Genomic DNA, 20695 nt, shown 5'->3' with positions numbered 1-20695 from the left:
CCGCGGTGTCCCGCGGCGCCCCTCCGGTAGGGGGATCCTCGACTCAGGCGCGCGCGCCCTCGAGCACGTAGCCTTCCTCGCCGTGGACGACGGTGTCGATGCCCGCCACCTCGTCCTCGTTCTTCACGCGGAAGCCGATCGTCTTCTCGATCGCGAACCCGATGACATACGCGAGCACGAACGAGTAGATCATCACGGCGAACGCGGCGATCGCCTGGACGAGCAGCTGCGTGGCGCCGCCGCCCATGAACAGGCCCACGTCCGTGGCGAAGAAGCCGATGTACAGGGTGCCGATGAGGCCTCCGACGAGGTGGATGCCCACGACGTCGAGCGAGTCATCGAAGCCCCACTTGTACTTGAGCTCGATCGCGAGGGCGCACACGGCACCGGCGATGAGGCCGAGAACGATCGCAAAGAACGGCGTCACCGAGGCGCAGGCCGGGGTGATCGCGACGAGACCGGCGACAGCGCCCGACGCGGCGCCCACCGAGGTCGGCTTGCCGTCCTTGAACTTCTCCACGACGAGCCACGCCAGCAGAGCCGCCGCGGGCGCGGCGATGGTGTTGACGAAGGCGAGGGCGGCGACGCCGTCGGCGGCCAGCTCCGACCCGGCGTTGAAGCCGAACCAGCCGAACCACAGCAGTCCCGCGCCCAGGAGCACGAACGGCGGGTTGTGCGGGACGTGGACGCCCTTCTGGAAGCCGAGGCGCTTGCCGAGGACGAGGGCGAGCGCGAGTGCCGCGGCGCCCGCGTTGATGTGCACGGCGGTGCCGCCGGCGAAGTCGATCGCGCCGGCGCCGAACCACTCCTGCAGACCCATCGTGATCCAGCCGCCGTAGGCGAAGCTGCCGTCCTCAGCGAGGCCGAAGTTGAACACCCAGCTTGCCACCGGGAAGTACACGATCGTCGCCCACAGCAGCGCGAAGATCATCCACGAGCCGAACTTGGCGCGGTCGGCGATGGCACCCGAGACCAGAGCGACCGTGAGGATCGCGAAGGTCGCCTGGAAGGCGACGAACGCCAGCGGTGGATAGGCGCCGTCGCCGGCTTCCAGCAGGCTGGCCAGGCCGAGCTCGTTCCAGTCGATCGTCCACGGAGCCTGGATGGTGCCCTCCGCGGTCGAGGGGAACGCGATCGCGTAGCCGTAGAGCACCCACAGCACGCCGATGAGTCCGAGAGCGCCGAAGCTCAGCATCATCATGCTGATGACGCTCTTGGCCTTCACGAGTCCGCCGTAGAAGAACGCGAGTCCTGGTGTCATCAACAGCACGAGCGCTGCGCATATCAGGATGAATGCGGTGTTTCCTTGATCCATCTCGAGGTGAACCTCTCTGCAGGGACGCAGGTGTAGCGTCGGGTCCCCTCAGTGTTGCCACCCACGGTTTCGGCAGCCGTCCACCCCGTGTTTCCCGTGCGTTACACGATGCCCGCGCACGTAAACATCGTGTTTCGGGCAGGCGGGAGCGTTCCGCGAATCACGCGGGCGCCGCGGCGCGCGGCGTCAGGCGAGAGTAGAAGCGACCAGGCGCGAGATCGCACGCAGGTACTTCTTGCGGTAGCCCCCCGCGAGCATCTCGTCGGGGAACGCCAGGTCCAGCGACGTGCCCGTGGCGCGGATCGGCAGCTCGGCGTCGTAGACCCGATCGATGAACGCGACGAATCGCAGCGCCGCGGACTGGTCGGTGAAGGGCTCGACGTCACGGATCCCGACGGTCGAAAGACCCTCGATCAGTTTGATGTACCGCGACGGGTGCACGCGGGCGAGGTGGCCGACGAGGTCGGAGAACCTGTCATCCGAGGCGAGCCCTCGGGCCGCGGCATCCGCGATCGCCGCTTCGTACTCCGGCTCCGACAGGACTGCGGCGTGCCCGTCGACGGCGCGATGACGGTAGTCGGTGCCGTCGATGCGAATGGTCTGAAAGCTCGAGGCCATCGCATGGATCTCGCGCAGGAAGTCCTGCGCGGCGAACCGCCCCTCGCCGAGGGCGTTGGGCGGAGTGTTGGATGTCGCGGCCAGCCGTGTGCCCGATGTGACCAGTTCGGCCAGCAGGCGCGTCATCACCATCGTGTCGCCCGGATCGTCCAGTTCGAACTCGTCGATGCACAGCAGATCCGAGCCGCGGAAGAGCTCGACCGTGTTCTGGTAGCCGAGCGCGCCGACGAGGGCGGTGTACTCGATGAAGGAGCCGAAGTACTTCCGGCGTGCGGGCATCGCGTGGTACACGGCGGCGAGCAGGTGGGTCTTGCCGACACCGAAACCGCCGTCGAGGTAGACGCCCGGCTTGGTCTCCGGTCGCTTCGCACGGCGGAAGAACCCGCCCTTCGCGGGCGTCGCGGCGCCGGCGAACACCGAGAGGAGATCCTTGGCCTCCTGCTGGGATGGATATGCCGGATCTGCCCGGTACGTCTCGAAGGTCGCGTCGGCGAACTGCGGCGGAGGAACGAGGGCCGCGACCATCTCGGCGCCGGTGAGCTGCGGAGTGCGCTCCGCGAGGTGGATGACGCCGGTTCGGGTGGCGGAGGATGTCATGCGTGTCCTGTGTGGGTCTGGCGAAGGCCTGTGTCGGAGTCTTACGCGGTGATGCGCGGGCCCGCCGGGGAATCTAGGGTCGAAGAAGACGGTTCAACACTAGTCGTCGCGCTTTCGCCCCCGGCCCGAGGAGCAGCCCATGTCTGTCGAGAACGACACGTCGTCCGAGAAGTTCGCCGAGTACGCCGAACCCGGGCGGCTCGTGACCGGTGAGTGGCTCCAGGAGCGACTGGGTCAGCCGGGTCTGGTCGTGGTCGAGTCCGACGAGGACGTCCTCCTCTACGAGACAGGTCACATCCCCGGTGCGGTGAAGGTGGACTGGCACACCGAGCTCAATGACCCCGTCGTGCGCGACTACGTCGACGGTGAGGGCTTCGCACAGCTGCTGGGCCGCAAGGGCATCGCTCGGGACGACACCGTGGTGATCTACGGCGACAAGAACAACTGGTGGGCGGCATATGCGCTGTGGGTGTTCTCGCTCTTCGGGCACGAGGACGTGAGGCTGCTCGACGGCGGACGCGACAAGTGGATCGCCGAAGGCCGTCCGCTCACGACAGAGCCGACTTCGCGGACGGCGACCGACTACCCCGTGGTCGAACGCGACGACACCGCGCTGCGCGCCTACAAGGAGGACGTGCTCGCGCACATCGGCGCGGGTCCGCTCATCGATGTGCGCTCGCCCGAGGAGTACGACGGGTCGCGCACATCGGCGCCGGCGTATCCCGAGGAGGGCGCGCTGCGGGCCGGCCACATCCCGACCGCCCAGAGCGCGCCGTGGGGGCGCGCCGTCGCCGCGGACGGCGGCTTCAAGCCACGCGCCGAGCTGGAGGCGATCTACCGGGACGAGGCGGGCCTGCGCGAGGGTGACGCCATCGTCGCCTACTGCCGAATCGGCGAGCGGTCGAGCCACACGTGGTTCGTGCTGCGACACCTGCTCGGCTTCGCCGATGTGCGCAACTACGACGGCTCCTGGACCGAGTGGGGCAGCGCCGTGCGCGTGCCGATCGCGACGGGTGCGGAGCCCGGCGACGCCGCCCCGGGACGGTGACCATGACCGACGCCCTGCCCGAGAGCCTCGCCGAGATCCGCGACGAGTTCCTCGAGCTGCCCGAGTCCGATCGGCTGCAGCTGCTCCTGGAATTCTCGCAAGAGCTCCCGCCCGTGCCGCCCGAGTACGAGAATCACCCCGAACTCTACGAGCGGGTGGCCGAGTGCCAGTCCCCCGTCTTCATCGTGATCGATGTGGACGACCACGAGCTCGTGTCGATGCACGCCACGGCGCCGGCCGAAGCGCCGACGACGCGCGGATTCGCGAGCATCCTGGCGCAGGGGATCACCGGCCTGTCCGCCGATGAGGTTCTCGCGATTCCGGCCGACTTCCCGCAGAGCATCGGGCTGACGCGTGTCGTGTCGCCGTTGCGCATCTCGGGCATGACGGGCATGCTCATGCGCGCGAAGCGACAGGTCGCCGCCAAGCGTCCCGGCCCGCCGGCGACGGCGTGACCGGCGCGGCTCAGTCCGCGGCGTCGGCGAGTGCCGCGGTCACGCCACGTGCCTGGAGCCAGGACCGGATGCTGTCGCTCCATCTGGCCTGGTCGTAGTTCCACAGTTTCGTGTGGCGCGCGACATCGAAAACCTCGAGCTCGACCAGGTCCGGACGGGCGACGACGAGGTCGTGCGAGGCGTCCGACGGCACGAATCCGTCGTCGTCGCTGTGGAGGATCAGGATCGGATGCCGCAGCTCGGTCGCCCGCGCGACGACATCCAGCCGGTCGAAGGGGATGCCCCCGCCGGTTCGAGTGAGCGGCGAGGCCCATTCCGACTTCAGGGCCTCGATCGCCAGCCCGCTCACCGCGCTCGGCACGCGCTGGACGCGCGCCTGGTACTCCAGGACGATGCGCCAGTCCACCACCGGCGACTCCAGGATCAGGCCTGCGATCGCGTCGGTGTGCGCGGAGTTCAACGACAGCTGGAGGGCGATGGCGCCGCCCATCGACCATCCCATGACGATGATGCGCCGAGCCCCGCGTCGACGCGCGAAGCCGACGGCCGCATCGACGTCCCGCCATTCCGTGGCCCCCAGCGTGTAGGAGCCGGCGCGACTGCGTGGCGCCTCGCCGTCGTTGCGGTACGACACCACCAGCGACGTGATCCCGAGCGAGTGGAAGAGCGGGACGGCGCGCAGGCATTCCGCCCGCGTGGTTCCGCGCCCATGCACCTGGATCACCCAGACGTCGCCGTCGCCCGCGGGGAAGACCCAGGCCGGGCACGGGCCGACGGTCGCGCCGATGAGCTCGGAGGTGAAGGGCAGGTGCAGCTGCTCCGGCCGGTCGAAGTACCAGCCGCTGAACGCCGCGTCGGGCGCGAGCCTCGCGTCGGTGCCGACGTGGGTCAGCAGCTTGCGCGTGACGCTGGTCTCGCTCTCGGACAGGACCGATCCGAGCTTGACGTAGTCCGCGGTGCCCGTCGTGAACAGCCCGTAGCGCCCGGGCAGCTCCGTATCGGAGGTGCGCGAGAGGGTGATGGTCTGCGCGGCGGTGTCGAGCGAGAGGATCCGCGTGTCGGGGACGCGCCCGGCAGGGGTCACGACCTTTCGCGCCATGCGCACCGATCCAGCGGCCATCAGGGCGAGCGTGCCGGCCAGCGCGACGCTCAGGACGGTGAGCGCGCCCTTGACGCCGGCCACGAGTGCGGGTGAGGCGCCGCGCATCGCGGCGCGCCTGGAGACGACCATCGAGGCCTCAGCCTAGTCTGTCGGCGTGGCTGACCAGCGTCCTCCCGGGGCATCGCCGTCGTTCGCGCAGGCGGTCGAGGAGGTGCGCGCGGTGGAGTTCCGTGCCGACCTCTCCGTGCGCGAGATCCCGGCGCCCTCCGGCATCGCTCCGAATGCCATCGCGATCGCGGGCGATGTGCGGGCCGAAGAGGGCGCCGAGGGCGTGGACTCTCCGTACGGCACCGGCCGGCTCGTCCTGCTGCACGACCCGGACGAACCCGCATCCTGGAACGGGCCGTGGCGCATCGTGTGCTTCGCTCAGGCCCCGCTCGAACCGGACATCGGCACGGACCCGCTGCTGGCGGATGTCGCGTGGGCGTGGCTGACCGACGCCCTGAAGTCACGGGGCGCGGCCTTTCACTCGGAGTCCGGAACCGCCACGAAGACACTGTCCAAGGGGTTCGGCACACTCGCCGCGGAAGGGGACGGCGCGCAGATCGAGTTGCGTGCTTCATGGTCCCCGGAGGGCGCCATCGCCGCGCACGTGGAAGCATGGGCGGAGTTGGTGTGCATGCTCGCGGGTCTCCCGCCGGGCTCGGAAGGGATTTCCATGCTGGGTTCACGCAGGTCGGCGCGTGGCTGATTACGTCGTCATCGATACCGTCGAAGGGGCCGTCGAAGCCGCTCACGTGCTCGCCGCCGGCTCCGGTCCGGTGGCGGTGGACGTCGAGCGCGCGTCGGGCTTCCGCTACTCGCAGCGCGCGTACCTCGTGCAGGTCTTCCGGCGCGGCGCCGGGCTGTTCCTGTTCGATCCGCCCCCGATCGGCGACTTCCAGGCGCTGCAGCAGGCGATCGGCGGCGAAGAGTGGATCCTGCACGCAGCCAGCCAGGACCTCCCTTCGCTGCGCGAGATCGGGCTCGAGCCTGCGACGCTGTTCGACACCGAGCTGGCGGCGCGACTGCTGGGGCACGAACGCGTCGGGCTGGGCGCCGTGGTCGAGGACGCGCTGGGTATCACACTGGCCAAGGCTCACTCGGCATCCGACTGGTCGACCCGGCCGCTTCCGCAGGCGTGGCTGGAGTATGCGGCGCTCGATGTCGAGCATCTCGTGGACGTGCGCGACAAGCTCCTCCAGGAGCTCGTCGACCAGGGAAAGACCGAGTTCGCGGCACAGGAGTTCGAGGCGGTGCTCGCACGCGAGCCCAAGCCGCCGCGTGATGAGCCGTGGCGGCGACTGAGCGGCCTGCACACCGTGCGAGGACGCAAGGCACTCGCCGTCGCCCGCTCGCTGTGGACGGCACGCGAGGATTACGCGCAGGAGCAGGATGTCGCACCGGGGCGCCTGGTGCCGGACCGCGCGCTCGTGGCCGCCGTGCTGGCAGACCCGAAGTCCAAGAGCGCCCTCGCCGCCGTGAAGGAGTTCAACGGCCGCGCCAGCAGGTCGCAGCTGGACCGGTGGTGGGCCGCGATCGAAGCGGGCAGGGCGTCCTCCGACCTTCCGCTCGAGCGGGCGACCGGCGGCGACACGCTGCCCCCACCGCGCGCGTGGGCGGATCGCAACCCCGAGGCCGACGTGCGCCTGAAGGCGGCCCGGCCTCTCGTCGAGCTTCGTGCCGAGCAGCTGGGCATGCCGACCGAGAACCTGCTGACGCCCGACCTGCTGCGCAGAGTGGCCTGGACTCCGCCTCAGCCGCTGACCGCGGCATCCGTCGGCGAAGCCCTCACGTCGCTCGGAGCCCGGCCGTGGCAGATTGATCAGACTGCACAGCTGATCGTCGATGCCTTTGTGGGATCCGTGCAAGAGTCGCTGACGGCGTCCGAAACGGCTTCGTAGGTTTCCGCCACCCGATTCCGGCCGTTCTCCTGCCCCTCCTAGGCTGGCGTCATCCCAATGTTTGGAGGCAGAGTGGCCGAGATTTCGGACGTCTTCTTCGTCGATGGAATGCGCACCCCGTTCGGGCGCGCCGGCGAGAAGGGCATGTACTGGAACACCCGCGCGGACGACCTCGCCGTCAAGGCGACGATCGGGCTCATGGAGCGCAACCCGGGCGTTCCCAAGGACCGCATCGATGACGTGGCCATCGCCGCGACGTCGCAGACCGGCGACCAGGGCCTGACCCTCGGGCGCAGTGTGGCGATCCTCGCGGGACTCCCCCAGACGGTGCCGGGCTTCGCCATCGACCGCATGTGCGCGGGCGCCATGACGAGTGTGACGACGATGGCGGGGTCGATCGGCGTCGGCATGTACGACGTCGCCCTCGCTGGCGGCGTCGAGCACATGGGACACCACCCGATCGGCGCCAACGCCGACCCCAACCCGCGCTTCGTCGCAGAGAAGATGGTCGATCCCGGCGCGCTCAACATGGGTGTCACGGCCGAGCGCATCTTCGATCGCTTCCCGCATCTGACCAAGGAGCGCTCCGACCGCTTCGGCATGCTGAGTCAGCACAAGGCGCAGACGGCGTACGACACCGGCAGGATCCAGCCCGATCTCGTGCCCGTCGCGATCAAGGACGCCGACGGCTCGTGGGGTCTGGCTACCGAAGACGAGGGACGGCGCCCGCAGACCACGATGGAGGATCTCGCGGGGCTCAAGACTCCCTTCCGCCCGCATGGACGCGTGACCGCGGGCACCTCCTCTCCCCTCACCGACGGAGCGACGATGTCGCTGCTGGCCGGTGGCGCAGCGGTCAAAGAGCTCGGCCTCGCCCCGAAGATGAAGCTCGTCTCGTTCGCGTTCGCCGGCGTGCAGCCCGAGATCATGGGCATCGGACCGATCCCGGCGACCGAGAAGGCGCTGCGCAAGGCCGGCCTGACGATCGCCGACATCGGACTGTTCGAGCTCAACGAGGCCTTCGCCATCCAGGTGATCTCGCTGCTCGATCACTTCGGCATCGCGGACGACGATCCCCGCGTCAACCAGTGGGGCGGTGCGATCGCCATCGGCCATCCGCTCGCCGCGTCCGGCGTGCGGCTGATGATCCAGCTCGCGGCCCAGTTCGCCGAGCGCCCCGACGTCCGCTACGGCCTGACCGCCATGTGCGTCGGACTCGGCCAGGGCGGCTCGGTCATCTGGGAGAACCCGCACTACGACGGCAAGCGGAAGAAGTAGGGGCTCGCTGGAATGACGAACTACGAAGAGATCGACTTCTCCCCCATCCAGGCACTGACCGATGGCGAGGTCGTCACGCACTCGCGCGTACGCGACATCCGGCTTCCGTCCGGCAAGGTGCTGGCGCTCATCACGCTCGACAACGGGCGCGACCACACCCGGCCGAACACGCTCGGTCCCGCCACGCTCACCGAACTCGGCAAGACCCTCGACGGCCTGCGCACGCGCGCCGGCAAGGGCGAGATCCAGGCGGTCGGCATCACCGGAAAGCAGTACATCCTTGCTGCGGGAGCCGACCTCTCCGACATCTCGAAGGTCGGCTCGAAGGACAACGCCCGCCTGATCGCGCAGCTCGGCCACCACGTGCTCGGCAAGCTGTCCGATCTCGGCGTGCCGTCCTTCGCCTTCGTCAACGGGCTCGCGCTCGGCGGCGGGCTCGAGATCGCGCTGAACTCCACGTACCGGACGGTGGATGCCTCGGCCGCGGCGATCGCGCTGCCCGAGGTGTTCCTCGGCATCATCCCCGGCTGGGGCGGCGCCTACCTGCTGCCGAACCTCATCGGCATCGAGAACGCCCTCGAGGTCGTGATCTCGAACCCGCTCAAGCAGAACCGCATGCTCAAGCCGAACCAGGCACTGGACTACGGCATCGTCGATGCGATGTTCCCCGCGGCGAACTACCTCGAGGACTCGCTCCGCTGGGCAGACGGCGTGCTGGGCGGCGCGGTCAAGGTCGAGCGGAAGCACGAACCCGGCAAGATCGAGCGCCTCACCAAGTGGCCCATCGCCGTGAAGATGGCACGCGGCATGCTCGAATCCAAGATCGGCACCGTGCCGCGCTCGCCCTACGCGGCCCTGGAGCTGCTCGACAAGGCCAAGAGCGGCACCAAGGCGGAGGGGTTCGCACGCGAGGACGAGGCGCTGGCCGACCTCGTCACGGGCGATCAGTTCGCGGCCTCCATGTACGCCTTCGACCTCGTGCAGAAGCGCGCCAAGCGTCCTGTCGGCGCTCCCGACAAGGCCCTTGCGAAGAAGGTCGCCAAGGTCGGCATCATCGGCGCAGGGCTCATGGCCAGCCAGTTCGCGCTGCTGTTCGTGCGCAAGCTGCAGGTCCCGGTGCTCATCACCGACCTCGACCAGGCTCGTGTCGACAAGGGCGTGGCGTACATCCACGATGAGATCGGCAAGCTCGAGGCGAAGGGCCGCCTGGACGGCGACGCGGCGAACCGCCTGCGGGCGCTGGTGACCGGCACCACCGACAAGGCGCTGTACGCGGACTGCGACTTCGTGATCGAGGCCGTCTTCGAAGAGGTCGGAGTCAAGCAGCAGGTGTTCGGCGAGATCGAGCAGATTGTCGCCGAAGACGCCATCCTCGCCACCAACACCTCTTCGCTGTCCGTGGAGGAGATCGGCGCCGAGCTCACGCATCCCGAGCGGCTTGTCGGCTTCCACTTCTTCAACCCGGTGGCCGTGATGCCGCTGATCGAAGTGGTGAAGACGCCGCAGACCTCGGATGCCGCCCTCTCGACCGCGTTCGTGGTGGCCAAGAGCCTCGGCAAGAACGCGGTCCTCACAGCCGATGCTCCCGGATTCGTCGTCAACCGGCTGCTCGCGAAGGTGATGGGCGAAGCGGCTCGCGCGGTGTACGAGGGCACGCCGGTGGCCGATGTCGAGAAGGCATTCGCCCCGCTCGGGCTGCCCATGGGACCCTTCCAGCTCATCGATCTCGTCGGCTGGAAGGTCGCCGCGCACGTGCAGGACACCATGGTGCGCGCCTTCCCCGACCGCTTCTACGCCAACGAGAACTTCCACGCCCTCGCGGAGCTGTCCGAGGTCGTCGAGAAGGACAAGGGCGGCCGCGTCACGGGCTGGACGAAGGCAGCCGAGAAGATCCTCAAGCCGGCGCTGGGCTCGTCTCCGGCATCCTCCGCCGTGATCCTCCAGCGCGTCCAGGACGGCCTCGCGCAGGAGATCAGGATCATGCTGGACGAGGGGGTCGTGCCCGAGGTCGAGGACATCGACCTGTGCCTCATCCTGGGCGCGGGCTGGCCGTTCATCGACGGCGGCGCATCGCCCTACCTCGACCGCGAAGGCGCCTCCGAGCGGGTGTTCGGCGACACGTTCCACCACCCCGTGATCAAGGGCATCGGCTCGTAACGCCCTCGGATCGGCGAAGGGGCACGTTCTCCGCGTGAGAACGTGCCCCTTCGGTGTCCGGACCGCTAGTCGCGGGCGTCGCGCGTGCGAGCGAGGTCGCCGATCGTGGGGATCTCGCTGGTGGGAGTCGGTTCGCCGTTCTGGGCGCCGCGTGCCACGGGGATGCGGGTGCCCAGCACCTGGGACACCACGTCCTGGGCGATCTTGGCCGGCGTGAGCCCGGCATCCTCGAGAATCTCCTCGCGGGTGGCATGGTCGATGAACTCGTCGGGTACACCCAGCTCGTCGACGGCTGTATCGACTCCGGCCTCGCGCAGCACCTGGCGCACGCGCGTGCCGATGCCGCCGACGCGGATACCGTCCTCGATCGTGATCACGAGGCGATGGGATGCCGCGAGATCGACGATCGACGGCTGCACGGGCACGACCCACCGCGGGTCGACGACCGTCGCGCCGATGCCCTGTGCACGCAGCCTGCGCGCCACATCGACCGCGATGTGCGCCATAGGGCCGATGCCGACCAGCAGCACATCCTGTGCGGTGGAACGCACCAGGACGTCCACGCCGTCGGCGAGCCGCTCGACGGCCGGCAGCTCCGGGCTGACGCTGCCCTTGGGGAATCGCACGACCGTGGGGCCGTCGTCGACGGCGACGGCCTCGTGCAGGGTCTCGCGCAGTCGCACCCCGTCGCGCGGAACCGCAATGCGCACGTGCGGCACCAGCTGGAGCATCGCGAGATCCCAGATGCCGTGGTGGCTCGGGCCGTCCGGGCCCGTGACGCCGGCGCGATCGAGCACGAAAGTCACGCCCGCCCGGTGCAGGGCGACATCCATCAGCACCTGGTCGAACGCACGGTTCATGAAGGTCGCATAGATCGCCACGACGGGATGCAGTCCCCCGAACGCGAGCCCCGCCGCCGACGCGACGGCGTGCTGCTCGGCGATCCCGACGTCGTAGACCCTGTCCGGGAACCGCTGCGCGAACGGCAGCAGGCCCGTGGGACGCAGCATGGCGGCGGTCATGGCGATGACGTCGTCGCGCTCGTCACCGATTGTGACGAGCTCGTCGGCGAAGACATCGGTCCACGCGAGGCCGCTGCCGCCGCCGACCGCCTCGCCGGTGAGGGGGTCGATCTTTCCGACGGCGTGGAACTGGTCCGCCTCGTCCTCGAGGGCCGGGGCGTACCCACGGCCCTTCTCGGTGATCGCGTGCACGATCACCGGGGCGCCGTACTCCTTGGCGAGCTCGAGCGTCTCGATGAGGGTCGGCAGATCGTGCCCGTCGACGGGGCCGAGGTACTTGATGTCCAGGTTGGAGTAGAGCGCGGCGTTGTTGGTGAAGCGCGAGAGGAAGCCGTGCGTGCCGCCGCGGACTCCGCGATAAACGGCACGCGCCGCCGGCCCCAGCTTGCGGAACAGATTGTCGGAGCCGCGATGCAGCGAACGGTACGTCTCGGCGGTGCGCACGCGGTTCAGATAGCGTGCCATGCCGCCGATCGTGGGGGCGTACGAGCGGCCGTTGTCGTTGACCACGATGATGAGGTTGCGATCGTTGTCGTCGGAGATGTTGTTCAGCGCCTCCCACGTCATACCGCCGGTGAGCGCACCGTCGCCGACGACGGCGATGACGTGGCGATCCTTGCGGCCGGTGCGCGTGAGAGCCCGTGAGACGCCGTCCGCCCAGCTGAGCGAACTCGAGGCGTGTGAGGACTCCACGACGTCGTGGGCGCTCTCGGCGCGCTGCGGGTAGCCGGCCAGACCACCCCGAGCGCGGAGCTTCGAGAAATCCTGCCTGCCGGTCAGCAGCTTGTGGACGTACGACTGGTGCCCGGTGTCGAAGATCATCGGGTCGGCCGGCGAGTCGAAGACGCGGTGCAGCGCGATGGTGAGCTCCACGACGCCGAGGTTCGGGCCGAGATGACCGCCGGTCCGCGAGACGTTCTCGACGAGGAATCCGCGGATCTCGTCCGCGAGCTGCTCGAGCTGATCGAGGCTCAGTGCGTCGAGATCGCGAGGCCCGGTGATGGACGACAACAACGACATCCCGGCTCCTTTCCGGCCCCGGAAGGGCTCTGCAAGTCTACCCGGGCATGAAGCGGGGACCGGATGCCGTGGCATCCGGTCCCCGTGAATCAGCTGTCAGACCAGCGAGCGCAGCACGTACTGCAGGATGCCGCCGTTGCGGTAGTAGTCGGCCTCACCGGGTGTGTCGATGCGCACCACGGCGTCGAACTCGACGGTCTCCTTGCCGGGCGCCGAGAACTCGCTCGGAGCCGCCGTGACGTGGACCGTCTTGGGCGTGACGCCCTCGTTGAGCTGCTCGAGCCCCGTGATGGAGACGATCTCGGTGCCGTCCAGTCCGAGCGATCCCCAGCTCTGCCCGGCGGGGAACTGCAGCGGCACGACGCCCATGCCGATGAGGTTCGAGCGGTGGATGCGCTCGAAGCTCTCGGTGATGACGGCCTTGACGCCCAGCAGGCTCGTGCCCTTGGCCGCCCAGTCGCGCGACGAGCCCGAGCCGTACTCCTTGCCGCCGAAGATCACCAGCGGAGTGCCCTGGGCCTGGTAGTTCTGGCTCGCGTCGTAGATGAACGACTGCGGGCCGTCGGACTGCGTGAAGTCCCGCGTGTAGCCGCCTTCGACGATCTGGCCGTCGTTGACGGCCGCCACGAGCTCGTTCTTGAGGCGGATGTTCGCGAACGTGCCGCGGATCATGACCTCGTGATTGCCTCGACGCGAGCCGTAGGAGTTGAAGTCCTTCTGCGCGACGCCGTGCTCGGTGAGGTACTGCGCTGCCGGCGTGCCCGCCTTGATGTTGCCTGCGGGCGAGATGTGGTCGGTGGTGACCGAGTCGCCGAGCGTCGCGAGCACGCGTGCCCCCTGGATGTCGGACACCGGGGTCAGCTCCATGGTCATGCCGTCGAAGTACGGAGGCTTGCGCACGTACGTCGAGGATTCGTCCCATTCGAAGACGTCGCCTGTCGGGGTCGGCAGGTTCTTCCAGCGGTCGTCGCCCTCGAACACGGTGGCGTACTGCTTGGTGAACATGTCCTTGCTGATCGACGAGTCGATCGTCGCCTGGACCTCGGCGGCGTCCGGCCAGATGTCCTTCAAGAAGACGTCGTTGCCGTCCTGGTCCGTGCCGAGCGGGTCGGTCTCGAAGTCGAAGTGCATCGAGCCGGCCAGCGAGTACGCGATCACGAGCGGCGGGCTCGCGAGGTAGTTCATCTTGACGTCGGGGTTGATGCGGCCTTCGAAGTTGCGGTTGCCCGAGAGGACGGCGGTCACGGCGAGGTCGTGCTCCTGCACGGCCGCCGACACCTCCTCGATGAGCGGACCGGAGTTGCCGATGCACGTCGTGCAGCCGTAGCCCACCGTGTAGAACCCGAGGTCTTCCAGGTCCTTCGTGAGACCAGCCTTCTCGTAGTAGTCGGTGACGACCTTCGAGCCGGGTGCGAGCGTGGTCTTGACCCACGGCTTGGCCTTGAGGCCCTTCTTCACCGCGTTGCGGGCAAGCAGGCCGGCGGCGAGCATGACCGACGGGTTCGACGTGTTCGTGCACGAGGTGATCGCCGCGATCGTGACCGCGCCGTTGTCGATGATGTACGGGCTGCCGTCCTCGGGGGTCACCGTGACCGGCTTGGATGCTGCGGCCGGCCCGCCGCTGGCGATGTGCACGGTACGCGTGACCGGCTCCTCCTCGCCGGGAACCGCGCCCGGGTCGGAAGCCGGGAACGAGTGCTTCGACTCGAGGTCGACGATCGAGGTCGACTCGGTCGCGTTGGCGTAGTTGACGATGTCCTTCTCGAACTGCGACTTGGCATCGGTCAGCCGGATGCGGTCCTGCGGACGCTTCGGTCCGGCGATCGACGGAACGACCGTCGACAGATCCAGCTCGAGGTACTCGCTGAACACCGGCTCGACCGCGGGGTCGTGCCACAGGCGCTGCTCCTTGGCATAGGCCTCGACGAGGGCGAGGCTCTGCGCGCTGCGCCCCGTCAGCCGGAGGTAGTCGATCGTCACGTCGTCGATCGGGAAGATGGCGGCGGTCGAGCCGAACTCGGGGCTCATGTTGCCGATGGTCGCTCGGTTCGCGAGCGGCACGGACGCGACGCCCTCGCCGTAGAACTCCACGAACTTGCCGACGACGCCGTGCTGGCGCAGCATGTCGGTGATCGTGAGGACGACGTCCGTCGCGGTCACGCCCGTCGGGATGCTGCCGGACAGCTTGAAGCCCACCACGCGCGGGATGAGCATGGACACCGGCTGGCCGAGCATCGCGGCTTCGGCCTCGATGCCGCCGACGCCCCAGCCGAGCACGCCGAGGCCGTTGACCATCGTGGTGTGCGAGTCCGTGCCGACGCACGTGTCGGGGTACGCACGCAGCACACCGCCCACCTCGCGGTCATAGATGACCTTGGCGAGGTGCTCGATGTTGACCTGGTGGACGATGCCGGTCCCGGGCGGGACGACCTTGAAGTCGTCGAAGGCCGTCTGACCCCAGCGGAGGAACTGGTACCGCTCGCCGTTGCGCTCGTACTCGATCTCGACATTGCGCTCGAGAGCGTTCTCGGTGCCGAACAGGTCGGCGATCACCGAATGGTCGATCACCATCTCCGCCGGAGACAGCGGGTTGATGCGCTTGGGGTCGCCGCCGAGGGTCTCGACGGCCTCGCGCATGGTGGCGAGGTCGACGATGCAGGGGACGCCGGTGAAGTCCTGCATCACCACGCGGGCCGGCGTGAACTGGATCTCGGTGCTCGGCTCGGCGTCGGCATCCCATGCCCCGAGCGCCTGGATCTGCTGCTTGGTGACGTTCGCACCGTCCTCGGTGCGAAGGAGGTTCTCGAGGAGCACCTTCAAGCTGAACGGGAGCCTGTCGTAGCCCTCGACGGTGTTGATGCGGAAGATCTCGTAGTCGGTGCTGCCGACCGTCAGGGTGCTCTTGGCACCGAAGCTGTCAACCGTGGACACGTGTGTCTCCTTCGTCGGCGGCGGGATCGGGCCGAGGCCCGGCATTCCCATCTTCCCCCGCCTCGGAGCCGTCGGCTAGTGAGGTCGACCTAATCCACGAGGGGAAGAATTTATCTCGATATCAAGATAAATGTATCACTTCGCGGCCGGCGGGTAGAGCGCTCGCACGGCGAGCCACGTCACCGCCACCAACGGCGCGAAGAGCGGGAGTCCCATCACGAGCTTCAATGTGCCGAGCGCGGTGATCGCACCCGGCTCCCCCGCCAGATCGGCCAGGTACAGCGGGAGCTGCACCAGAAGGCGTGCCGCGAACAGCGACGCCCACGCGATCGCGAGCCAGAAGAACACCCGCCGCTTGCGCTTGTCTGCGCGCCACGCGGTGCCTTCCCCCATCAGGAAGCCGACCGCGAGACCGATGAGCGACCAGCCCACGAGCGCCGAGATCAGGAACGCGGACCCGTACAGAGCATTCGTGATGAAGCCGGGGATGAAGTTGTTGCCGGCCTCGCCGGTGAAGGCGGCGAACGCCGCGGCCGCGCCGGCGGCCACCAGTCCGCCGATCGCGGCGGTGACCGGCTGCCGGGCGATCAGCCGCACGACGGTGAAGACCAGCGCGATGCCGACTGAGAGACCGAGCGAGAGCCACAGGTTGCCGTCGCCGGTGGCCGGATCGATCGTCACCGTGTAGACGACGATGAACACCAGACCCGGCAGGACCGATTCCAGGATGCCGCGCCACCCGCCCATCGCCGCCCACACGACATGGCCGGTGCTCTTGTGCTCGGCGGGGTCGAGGCCGGCTCGCCGCGCGGCGCCCCCGAGAGCGGCGCCGAACAGATCGGATGCCGACGGCTGCTCGGGCGCGGACTCCGGGCCGGGAGGCGAAAGGTCGGGGCGCTCGCTCACGCGGAGCCCGGGGTGGCGGGCATCCGCAGCGGGATGAGGTCGCGCGGCGGCATCGGTGATCCGCCACGCACCACGACGATCGAGCGGAAGAGATCCTCCACCTTTTCGGCGGCCTCCACGTCGCTGGTGGCGGCCCCCCCGATGACACCGCGCAGGAACCACCGCGGGCCGTCGACCCCGATGAAGCGCGCAAGGCGCTTGCCCGCGGTGCTGTCAGGACCCGAGACGACGGGGACCTCGGCGAGCAGCTCGGGACCGAGCGGGCCTTCGCGCTCCTCGACGCGGCCGCCCTGCTGGCGGATCTGCTGGCGGATCTGCTCGCGCGTCTCTTCCCAGAGGCCGGCCGATCGCGGCGCCGCGAACGGCTGTACCTGCAGAGTGGATTCTGCGTAGTCGAGGCCGACGGCCACGATCCGCTTGGTCTGCTCCTCGACCTCGAGGCGCAGGTTGAGGCCCTCGCGAGGGAGGATCTTGATCCCGCCCAGGTCGATGTAGGGCCGCACCGGATTCGCCTCGGATTCGTCGAACGGTCCGGTCTCGGTGCGGTTCGCCGGTGCCACCTTGCGCGGTGCGTCGGCGGGCGTGGGGTCGGTCATGCCAGGACTCCGTCCTTCTTGTCTCGATCGCGGGGAGCCCCCCGCGAGGACTCGCCGGCGCTGGTCGGCGGCTCCGCCGCACCCCCGTTGTAGCCGGTGGAGCCGAAGCCGCCTTCACCGCGGGCGCTCTCGGGCAGCGAATCAACCGCGATGAACCGGACGCGCGGCACCGGCATGACGATCATCTGAGCGATCCGATCCCCCGCCGCGATGTCGTGGGCGTGCTCGGTGTCGGTGTTGAGCAGGATGACCTTGATCTCTCCGCGGTAGCCGGCGTCCACGGTGCCCGGCGCGTTGACGACGGTGATCCCGTGCTTGGCTGCCAGACCGCTCCGCGGAACGACGAAGGCGACGAAACCCTCGGGAAGAGCGATGCGGATGCCGGTGCCCACGACAGCGCGCTGTCCGGGCTCGAGACGCACGGCCTCGGAAGCTACCAGGTCGGCCCCCGCGTCACCGGGGTGCGCGTAGGCGGGGGCATCGGGGGCGATAATGGGGACGTCCACCGTTTCAGTCACCCCACGAGGGTAATGCAGATGACAGCGCGCAGTGTCGGGTCCGACGTCTATCGCGAACGGCTCAGCCCGTCGCTGTGGATCCTCGGGTCCGCCGCCGTGGCTGCGCCCATGGCGGCACTGGTGTTCTCGCCCATCGACACGACGATCGCTCTCGTCGTGGGAGCCGTCGTCGGCATCGCGATCGTCGGGCTCCTGCTCGCGGCCTCGCCTGTCGTCGAGGTGCGCGACGGAGAGCTTCGAACAGGCCGCGCGCACATCGGCGTCGAGTTCCTCGGGGGTCCCGAGGTGCACCGGGGTGATGCCGCGCGGCACGCGCGCGGGGCAGGTCTGGACCCGCGCTCGTGGCACCTGATCCGAGGGGGGATCGACGGGGTGGTCGTGATTCCGGTGACGGACCCCGACGACCCGACGACGGCGTGGACGATCTCGACGCGAACGCCGGATCGCCTCGCCGCCGCGGTGAGGCGTGCTCAGGCTATGCGGAGCACTCCGAGCAGATAGGCCCGTCGGCGCTGTCGTGATCGAGCTGTGAGCGGTGCTTCACGAGGAAGCAGTTCGCACACGTGAACTCATCCTCCTGCGGAGGGAGCACCACGACGTCGAGCTCGAGATCCGACAGGTCGGCTCCGGGCAGCTCGAAGCCGGACGGGTTGTCGGCGTCCTCCACATCGACAGAGCCCGAGAGCTTGTCGGGCACGCGCTCCTTCAGAGCCTCGATCGACTCGCTGTCGTCCTCGGTCTTGCGGGGGGCGTCGTAATCGGTGGCCATGCGTGAAGGTCTCTACTTCCGGGTATCGCGGGTTGCGCTCGCCCTTGCGGGGCGGCGATAGTTTGCACGACCGCCTGTCATTTCGCAAATGCGATCCGGCGGGGGCTGTCGGTGCGTGGCGTGAAACTCGCGCCACGCGCTGGATATTCCCGGTGCACGCTACTCGCTGTGACACCATGGGGCGCACACGCAGGGATCGGAGGGGCGTTTCGCATGGAACAGCTCAAGGTCATCGGAACCGAGGACGACAAGCTCATCCTGGCGACCGACTCTGGCGAGAGGTTCTCGCTCGCGGTCGACGATGTGCTGCGCGCGGAATTGCGCCGTGCTCGCCGCGATCGCGATGCGGATCCGCAGGCGGATCGCCCCAGCCCGCGCGAGATCCAGGCTCACATCCGCGCCGGCCTGTCCGCGCAAGAGGTCGCCGATCTGCTCGGCGCCCGCGTCGAGGACGTCACCCGCTTCGAGGGGCCCGTCCTCGCCGAGCGTGAGCACATCGTCGGGCAGGCGCTGGCCGTGCCGGTGCTGCTCGGCGCGGACTTCGACACCGATGGGCCCGCGACGTTCGGTTCCGCAGTGCGGGCGAAGCTCGCCGAAGCCGGGGCCGGTGGCGAACGCTGGACCAGCTGGAAGGAGCCGACCGGCTGGGTGGTGAAGCTCGAATTCGCTTCGAACGAGGTCGAGCACGACGCGCGGTGGGGCTTCGACCCGCGCCGCAGCACGCTGTCGCCTCTCAACGCCGATGCGATTCAGCTCTCACGGCAGGGCTCGTTGCCCGAGGGGCTGATCCCGCGACTGCGCGCGCTCGACAGCGTGCAGCCCAAAGACGATTCGCGGTTCGACAGCGGGGCGTTCGGCCCACGACGTCTTCCCGACGCCGACCTCGAGTCGCCCGATCTTCCCGCGCCCGCCGCCCCTGCCGTGCAGCAGGCTGCGATCAAGCGCGCAGACGAGCCTCTGGTGACCTCGGCGGAGACAGCCGACCTGCTCGAGGCGCTGCGCCGGCGTCGCGGTCAGCGCGAGCCGCTTCCGGACGCCGAAGAGATCGCCGCAGCTCCCTCCCGAGCCACGGCACCGGTCGCTCTGTTCGACGCTCTCGAGCCCGGCTATGACGAGGTGCCCTCGGACAACGAGCCCGAGCCCTCTGACGACTCCCCCGGCTACCCCGCATCGACTCCGGCGGTCGCCGAGGCGGGTCGCCGCAAGGGCCGGACCTCGATGCCATCGTGGGATGAGATCGTCTTCGGAGCGCGCACCGAAGACTGAGCGACGCGAGCGGACGCCTCAGGCGAACGCACCGAGGCGGATCAACGGCACGATCCGCTCGTCGTGCGTCAGCGATCCATGCTGGCCGACCATGCGCTGCGGCGCCTTGTCGGCCACGCGATCGTCGTAGTACGCGATTCCCGCCCGGGGAGCGACGACCACGTGACCGATCCGCTCGATGACCTCGGGCGCCACCGCGCCCATCAGACCGGAGGTCACGACCTCGTCGCGCGCGAAGACCCACGATCGGGCGCCCTCCGCGTCGCGCCATCGCGCCAGCACGCCTGCCTCCTCCCCCGGCTCGGCGTAGAGATGCAGCATCCGGGGCTCGCCCCCGATCAGCCGCACGCCGTCGAGCCGCTCATCGCCGTCGCCGAGCAGCACGTGGCGGTGTCGCGGCACGTCGACCATGCCGTGGTCCGAGGTGACGATGACCCCGGTGTCCGGCGTCAGTGAGGCGGCGAGGGTGCGTGCGGCCGCATCGACGGTCTCGAGGGCCGAGATCCATTCGTCCGATTCCCAGCCGCGCTTGTGCCCGACCGAATCGAGATCCGGCGCGTAGAGATAGACGATCGATCCCGGATGCCGCGCCGCGAGGTCGGCGGCCACACGAACACGATCGGTCAGATCGTCGACGCCGTGGAACTCCGCCCCGCCGAGCGTCACGGCCGTGAATCCGGTGCCGGCGTACTCCGAGCGCGACACGGTGAAGAACGGACGGCCGAGCGAGTCCGCCAGCGGCGTCGCACGCTGGAAGGTCAGCGGGAGTCCGTCGGTATCCCAGCCGCGCAGCTGGTTGAGGACGTCGTCGGTGCCGGGCACGCGCGCGCGATAGCCGACGAGACCGTGCTGGCCCGGCGTCGTGCCGGTCAGCAGACTCGTGAGCGCCGCCGCTGTGGTCGACGGGAAGACGGTGCGCGCGGCATCCTTCTTCCCGCGCGCGCCGGCGAGGAAGCGCGCGTGGCCGGCCCGCGACGCCAGGTTGTGCGCGCCGAGGCCGTCAAGCACCCAGATGACCGCGCTGCGTGCCGGCGCGAACCAGTCGGAGCGACCGTCGAGCGCCGCCGAGATCTCCGGGACGACACGGGTGAGGCTCCGGGCGTGCGGCGGGTCCGCGGGTAGGCTGAGGGACATCGGGGCCAGTCTCGCACACC

18 protein-coding genes are annotated in these 20695 nt (G+C 69.1%); 8 read left to right on the top strand and 10 right to left on the bottom strand.

The window, feature by feature from the left end:
* Nucleotides 1–43: 43 nt before the first annotated feature.
* Both ACLKM7_RS11325 and zapE read right to left on the bottom strand, forming a co-directional pair.
* On the bottom strand, nt 44–1315 hold the full coding sequence (locus ACLKM7_RS11325; RefSeq protein ID WP_436447281.1) for an ammonium transporter: 1272 nt from the start codon (nt 1313–1315) through the stop codon (nt 44–46).
* Nucleotides 1316–1501: 186 nt separating this feature from the next.
* Nucleotides 1502–2530 (bottom strand): cell division protein ZapE, encoded by a 1029-nt coding sequence (gene zapE / locus ACLKM7_RS11320; protein WP_436447280.1) that lies wholly within the window; start codon nt 2528–2530, stop codon nt 1502–1504.
* Nucleotides 2531–2669: 139 nt separating this feature from the next.
* Here zapE and ACLKM7_RS11315 point away from each other — a divergent pair, with 139 nt between their 5' ends.
* Both ACLKM7_RS11315 and ACLKM7_RS11310 read left to right on the top strand, forming a co-directional pair.
* Nucleotides 2670–3578: a sulfurtransferase gene (locus ACLKM7_RS11315; RefSeq protein WP_436447279.1), complete on the top strand. Its 909-nt coding sequence runs from the start codon at nt 2670–2672 to the stop codon at nt 3576–3578.
* Between the two features lie 2 nt (nt 3579–3580).
* Nucleotides 3581–4033, top strand: a complete 453-nt coding sequence (locus ACLKM7_RS11310) for a SufE family protein (protein WP_436447278.1) — start codon at nt 3581–3583, stop codon at nt 4031–4033.
* A gap of 10 nt (nt 4034–4043) precedes the next feature.
* Here ACLKM7_RS11310 and ACLKM7_RS11305 read toward each other — a convergent pair whose 3' ends face one another.
* Nucleotides 4044–5264 carry an alpha/beta hydrolase family protein gene (locus ACLKM7_RS11305; protein WP_436447277.1) on the bottom strand — a complete coding sequence of 407 codons (1221 nt, stop codon included), beginning with the start codon at nt 5262–5264 and terminating at the stop codon, nt 4044–4046.
* Nucleotides 5265–5289: 25 nt separating this feature from the next.
* Between ACLKM7_RS11305 and ACLKM7_RS11300 the strand changes: the two genes are divergently transcribed.
* From ACLKM7_RS11300 to ACLKM7_RS11285, 4 genes are all read left to right on the top strand, one after another.
* Nucleotides 5290–5886, top strand: a complete 597-nt coding sequence (locus tag ACLKM7_RS11300; RefSeq protein WP_436447276.1) for a DUF3000 domain-containing protein — start codon at nt 5290–5292, stop codon at nt 5884–5886.
* Nucleotides 5879–7078 (top strand): ribonuclease D, encoded by a 1200-nt coding sequence (locus tag ACLKM7_RS11295; protein ID WP_436447275.1) that lies wholly within the window; start codon nt 5879–5881, stop codon nt 7076–7078. The genes ACLKM7_RS11300 and ACLKM7_RS11295 overlap by 8 nt, the downstream gene beginning before the upstream one ends.
* Nucleotides 7079–7150: 72 nt before the next feature.
* Nucleotides 7151–8356 (top strand): thiolase family protein, encoded by a 1206-nt coding sequence (locus tag ACLKM7_RS11290; protein WP_436447274.1) that lies wholly within the window; start codon nt 7151–7153, stop codon nt 8354–8356.
* Between the two features lie 12 nt (nt 8357–8368).
* Nucleotides 8369–10513 (top strand): 3-hydroxyacyl-CoA dehydrogenase NAD-binding domain-containing protein, encoded by a 2145-nt coding sequence (locus ACLKM7_RS11285; protein WP_436447273.1) that lies wholly within the window; start codon nt 8369–8371, stop codon nt 10511–10513.
* 65 nt (nt 10514–10578) lie between these two features.
* Here the strand turns inward: ACLKM7_RS11285 and dxs are convergent, their stop codons facing one another.
* The 5 genes from dxs to dut all read right to left on the bottom strand — a co-directional run bounded on the left by dxs (nt 10579) and on the right by dut (nt 17506).
* Nucleotides 10579–12555: a 1-deoxy-D-xylulose-5-phosphate synthase gene (gene dxs / locus ACLKM7_RS11280; RefSeq protein ID WP_436447272.1), complete on the bottom strand. Its 1977-nt coding sequence runs from the start codon at nt 12553–12555 to the stop codon at nt 10579–10581.
* A 96-nt stretch (nt 12556–12651) separates the two neighbouring features.
* Complete coding sequence (locus ACLKM7_RS11275; protein ID WP_436447271.1) at nt 12652–15486, bottom strand: aconitate hydratase; 2835 nt, start codon at nt 15484–15486, stop codon at nt 12652–12654.
* 135 nt (nt 15487–15621) lie between these two features.
* Complete coding sequence (locus tag ACLKM7_RS11270; protein WP_436447270.1) at nt 15622–16392, bottom strand: DUF3159 domain-containing protein; 771 nt, start codon at nt 16390–16392, stop codon at nt 15622–15624.
* A complete protein-coding gene (locus tag ACLKM7_RS11265) occupies nt 16389–16988 on the bottom strand; it encodes a DUF3710 domain-containing protein (RefSeq protein ID WP_436447269.1) in 600 nt (199 codons plus the stop codon). Before ACLKM7_RS11265 ends, ACLKM7_RS11270 begins: the two co-directional genes overlap by 4 nt.
* Nucleotides 16985–17506 carry a dUTP diphosphatase gene (gene dut / locus ACLKM7_RS11260; protein ID WP_436447268.1) on the bottom strand — a complete coding sequence of 174 codons (522 nt, stop codon included), beginning with the start codon at nt 17504–17506 and terminating at the stop codon, nt 16985–16987. Before dut ends, ACLKM7_RS11265 begins: the two co-directional genes overlap by 4 nt.
* 12 nt (nt 17507–17518) lie before the next feature.
* Here dut and ACLKM7_RS11255 point away from each other — a divergent pair, with 12 nt between their 5' ends.
* The gene (locus ACLKM7_RS11255; RefSeq protein WP_436447267.1) at nt 17519–18007 is read left to right on the top strand and encodes a DUF3093 domain-containing protein; all 489 of its coding nucleotides are present in this window, start codon (nt 17519–17521) and stop codon (nt 18005–18007) included.
* Here ACLKM7_RS11255 and ACLKM7_RS11250 read toward each other — a convergent pair.
* Entirely contained in the window at nt 17982–18275 is a 294-nt protein-coding gene (locus ACLKM7_RS11250) for a DUF4193 domain-containing protein (RefSeq protein WP_168913958.1), read from the bottom strand. The two genes, ACLKM7_RS11255 and ACLKM7_RS11250, sit on opposite strands and share 26 nt — an antisense overlap.
* A 213-nt stretch (nt 18276–18488) precedes the next feature.
* Between ACLKM7_RS11250 and sepH the strand changes: the two genes are divergently transcribed.
* Nucleotides 18489–19541 carry a septation protein SepH gene (sepH, locus tag ACLKM7_RS11245; protein ID WP_436447266.1) on the top strand — a complete coding sequence of 351 codons (1053 nt, stop codon included), beginning with the start codon at nt 18489–18491 and terminating at the stop codon, nt 19539–19541.
* 18 nt (nt 19542–19559) lie between these two features.
* Here sepH and ACLKM7_RS11240 read toward each other — a convergent pair whose 3' ends face one another.
* Entirely contained in the window at nt 19560–20675 is a 1116-nt protein-coding gene (locus tag ACLKM7_RS11240) for an alkaline phosphatase family protein (protein ID WP_436447265.1), read from the bottom strand.
* Nucleotides 20676–20695: the final 20 nt, after the last annotated feature.

Source organism: Microbacterium sp. I2, assembly GCF_051364985.1.
GTDB lineage: Bacteria > Actinomycetota > Actinomycetes > Actinomycetales > Microbacteriaceae > Microbacterium.
Note: the sequence above shows the minus strand (reverse complement) of the source record. Positions and strands in the feature narration are given on the sequence as shown.

Excerpts from the sequence above, each read along its gene's own strand:
- ACLKM7_RS11325 (WP_436447281.1), bottom strand. The coding sequence starts at position 1,315 with ATGGATCAAGGAAACACCGCATTCATCCTGATATGCGCAGCGCTCGTG.
- zapE (WP_436447280.1), bottom strand. The coding sequence starts at position 2,530 with ATGACATCCTCCGCCACCCGAACCGGCGTCATCCACCTCGCGGAGCGC.
- ACLKM7_RS11315 (WP_436447279.1), top strand. The coding sequence starts at position 2,670 with ATGTCTGTCGAGAACGACACGTCGTCCGAGAAGTTCGCCGAGTACGCC.
- ACLKM7_RS11310 (WP_436447278.1), top strand. The coding sequence starts at position 3,581 with ATGACCGACGCCCTGCCCGAGAGCCTCGCCGAGATCCGCGACGAGTTC.
- ACLKM7_RS11305 (WP_436447277.1), bottom strand. The coding sequence starts at position 5,264 with ATGGTCGTCTCCAGGCGCGCCGCGATGCGCGGCGCCTCACCCGCACTC.
- ACLKM7_RS11285 (WP_436447273.1), top strand. The coding sequence starts at position 8,369 with ATGACGAACTACGAAGAGATCGACTTCTCCCCCATCCAGGCACTGACC.
- dxs (WP_436447272.1), bottom strand. The coding sequence starts at position 12,555 with ATGTCGTTGTTGTCGTCCATCACCGGGCCTCGCGATCTCGACGCACTG.
- ACLKM7_RS11265 (WP_436447269.1), bottom strand. The coding sequence starts at position 16,988 with ATGACCGACCCCACGCCCGCCGACGCACCGCGCAAGGTGGCACCGGCG.
- ACLKM7_RS11255 (WP_436447267.1), top strand. The coding sequence starts at position 17,519 with ATGCAGATGACAGCGCGCAGTGTCGGGTCCGACGTCTATCGCGAACGG.
- ACLKM7_RS11250 (WP_168913958.1), bottom strand. The coding sequence starts at position 18,275 with ATGGCCACCGATTACGACGCCCCCCGCAAGACCGAGGACGACAGCGAG.
- sepH (WP_436447266.1), top strand. The coding sequence starts at position 18,489 with ATGGAACAGCTCAAGGTCATCGGAACCGAGGACGACAAGCTCATCCTG.
- ACLKM7_RS11240 (WP_436447265.1), bottom strand. The coding sequence starts at position 20,675 with ATGTCCCTCAGCCTACCCGCGGACCCGCCGCACGCCCGGAGCCTCACC.